General features: G+C 74.2%; 2 protein-coding genes. One reads left to right on the forward strand and one right to left on the reverse strand.

Features of this window, described 5'->3' with window-relative positions; all coding sequences use genetic code 11:
- The first annotated feature begins 69 nt into the window (after window positions 1–69).
- Window positions 70–1,092, forward strand: coding sequence for a 2-hydroxyacid dehydrogenase (locus G5C65_RS34590; RefSeq protein ID WP_165303020.1), 1,023 nt, complete (start codon window positions 70–72; stop codon window positions 1,090–1,092).
- Here the strand turns inward: G5C65_RS34590 and G5C65_RS34595 are convergent.
- Entirely contained in the window at window positions 1,055–2,995 is a 1,941-nt protein-coding gene (locus G5C65_RS34595) for a chorismate-binding protein (protein WP_165303021.1), read from the reverse strand. The genes G5C65_RS34590 and G5C65_RS34595 overlap by 38 nt on opposite strands.
- Window positions 2,996–3,023 lie beyond the last annotated feature (28 nt).

Below are 3,023 nucleotides of genomic sequence, written 5' to 3' on the forward strand. Positions count from 1 at the left end.
GTATAAGAGACAGCCTGGGGGCGGGGTCCGTACAGTGAGAGGGGGGCACCCGGACCCAGGGAGCGGCATATGCGGGACACTCTCGCCTTCGGCGTCCAGCAGGACGAGCGCCCCTGCCTGGAGCGGGCCTTCGCGCAGCGCCGGCTGGGCGTTCGCTGCCTCGATGTGTTCATGAACGGCGACACCGCCCCGCTTGCCGCGGGGCACGAGATCATCTCCGTCAGCGTCAACGCCGACCTGGACGCCGACGTGCTGCGCACCCTCGACCGCGGCGGCACCAGGATGATCGCCCAGCGCGCCACCGGCTTCAACAACATCGCACTGGACACCGCGGCCGAGCTCGGTATGACCGTGGCCCGGGTGTCGTACTACTCGCCGTTCTCCGTCGCCGAGTTCGCCTGGTCCCTCGCCATGGCCGCGGGCCGCCGGGTCGTCCGCGCCGCCCGCCGCACCCGCGAGTTCGACTTCCGGCTGGACGGCCTGATGGGCCGCGACATGCACGGGCGTACGGCCGGGATCGTCGGGACCGGCAAGATCGGCGAGGCGTTCACCCGGATCGCACACGGCTTCGGCATGCGCCTGCTGGGCTGGGACATCGCCGAGAACCCGGCCTGCGCCGAGCTGGGCATGCGCTATGTCGAGCTGCCCCGCCTGCTCGCCGAGGCCGACCTGATCAGCCTGCACGTCCCGCTCCTCCCCGACACCCACCACCTCATCGACGGCGGTGCGCTGCGCTCCATGAAGGACGACGCGCTGCTGATCAACACCAGCCGCGGCGGCCTGATCGACACCGAGGCGCTGGTCGAGGAGCTGCGCCGGGGCCGGTTCTCGGGGGTGGGGCTGGATGTGTACGAGGCGGAGTCCGGCCTGTTCTTCCTGGACAAGTCGCTCGACGTGATCCAGGACGACACCCTTGCCCGTCTGATGACCTTCAACAACGTCCTGGTCACCTCGCACCAGGCGTACTACACGGCCGACGCGGTCGGCCAGATCGTCGAGACCACGGCCGGCAACGTGGCGGACTACCTGGCCGGCCGCACCGGCGCCGACGTCCTCACCGCACCGGGGCTGCCGCCAGCAGCTCGGCGATGATCTCCGCGCCCCGCAGCGTCAGGACGGACTCCGGGTGGAACTGGACGCCCGCGAAGCCGGGGCCGCGCAGGGCGTGGATCTCGCCGGTGGCCGGGTCCCGGCTCAGCTCGACCTGGTGCAGGGCCAGCTCCTGGGCGGTGTCCTCGTCGCAGTGCGCGGTGTAGGAGCTGTAGAAGCCGACGGTCTCGGCGCTTCCGAACAGGTCGATCCGCTCCTGCGCCCCCTGGTACGGGCGCTCCTTCCGTACCAGGTCGAGCCCGAGCTCGGCGGCGAGCAGCTCATGTCCGAGGCACACGCCCAGCAGACCGTGGCGGCGTTCGCGCAGCAGGCCGGCGGCCAGTCCGCGGAGCAGCCGCATCTTGGGGTCGGCGGCGGAGCACGGGTCGCCGGGCCCGGGGCCCAGCACCACGGGACCCGAGTGCGCCAGCGCCGCCTCCCGCAGCCCCGGCCGGTCGTGCCGGTGCACGGTCACCCGGTGGCCGCCGGAGCGCAGCAGGTGGGCCAGCATCGAGGTGAAGGTGTCCTCGCCGTCGACGACGAGGACGTCCTGCCCCGCCCCCGCCCCGGCGCCGGTTCCGGCCCGCCCGGTTCCTCCGGTCCCTCCGGTTCCTGCGGTCCGCATCCGCAGCCAGAACGGCGCCAGCCGCGCCCGCCGCTCCGCCAGCGCCGCCTGCACCCGCGGATCCCGGGCCGGCTCCGCGCCCCCGGCCCACTCCGGGCGCTCCGCCGGCCCCGGGCGCTCGGGGGCCGCGCGCACGCCGAGCGCGGTCAGCACCCCCGCCGCCTTCGCATGGGTCTCGGCGACCTCGCTCGCCGGGTCCGAGGCCCGTACCAGCGTCGCGCCGACCGGGACGCGCAGCCGTCCGTCGGCCGGGTCGATGTCGGCGGTGCGGATCAGGATCGGCGAGTCGAGGGTCTGGGTGCCGCCCGCGTCCCGCCCGACGAGGGCCAGCGCTCCCGCGTAGTAGCCGCGTCCGCCGTGCTCGTGGCGCTCGATGACGCGGCAGGCGTTCTGCACGGGGGAGCCGGTGACGGTCGCGGCGAACATCGTCTCGCGCAGCACCTCGCGCACATCGAGGGTGCTGCGCCCGCGCAGCTCGTACTCGGTGTGCGCGAGGTGCGCCATCTCCCGCAGCCGGGGCCCGACGACGACCCCGCCCTCGTCGCCGACGGTGCACATCATCTTCAGCTCCTCGTCGACGACCATGGACAGCTCCTCGCTCTCCTTGCGGTCGGCCAGGAACTCCAGCAGCCCCGCCACGCTGGGCCCCTCCGGGGGATATCGGTAGGTGCCGCTGATCGGGTTCATCACGACGGTGTCCCCGCTCATCCGTACGTGTACCTCCGGGCCGGCCCCCAGCAGCACCCTCTCGCCCGTGTGCACCAGGAACGTCCAGTACGCGCCCCGCTCGCCGCGCAGCAGCCGCCCGAACAGCGCCAGCGCGTCGTCCCGCGAGAAGCCCGGGAGGGTGCCCTCGAAGGTGCGGCGGATCACGAAGTTGGCGCCCTCGCCGGTGCCGATCTCCTCGTCCACCACCCGGCGCACGGTCCGTGCGTACGCCTCGTCGTCCACGTCGAACGCGCCGTCCGCCACCCGCACCCGGTGGTCCGGCAGCGCGGCCAGTACCCCGTCCGGCCCCTCCAGCGGCAGCTCGTGGCGCCGTACCGGCAGCAGGACGACGAGCGGGGTGCCGTCGTCGCGGACGTCGAAGCCGCGCTCCGCGATCTGCCGGAACGGCACCAGGGCCAGCGCCCCGCCGTCCCGGTCCGGGATCTCGGCGAGCCGTTCCAGCTCGCGCACGGGCCCGGTCAGCACCTCGACGGTGCTCCCGTCCCGGCCGGGCGTGCGCCTGCGCAGCAGCGCGAAGGGCGGCCCGGCGGCGCGCCGCAGCTCGGCCAGCACCGCGGAGGCGGAGCCGCCGGGGCCGCCG

The organism is Streptomyces boncukensis (genome assembly GCF_011045075.1).
Classification (GTDB): Bacteria; Actinomycetota; Actinomycetes; order Streptomycetales; family Streptomycetaceae; genus Streptomyces; species Streptomyces boncukensis.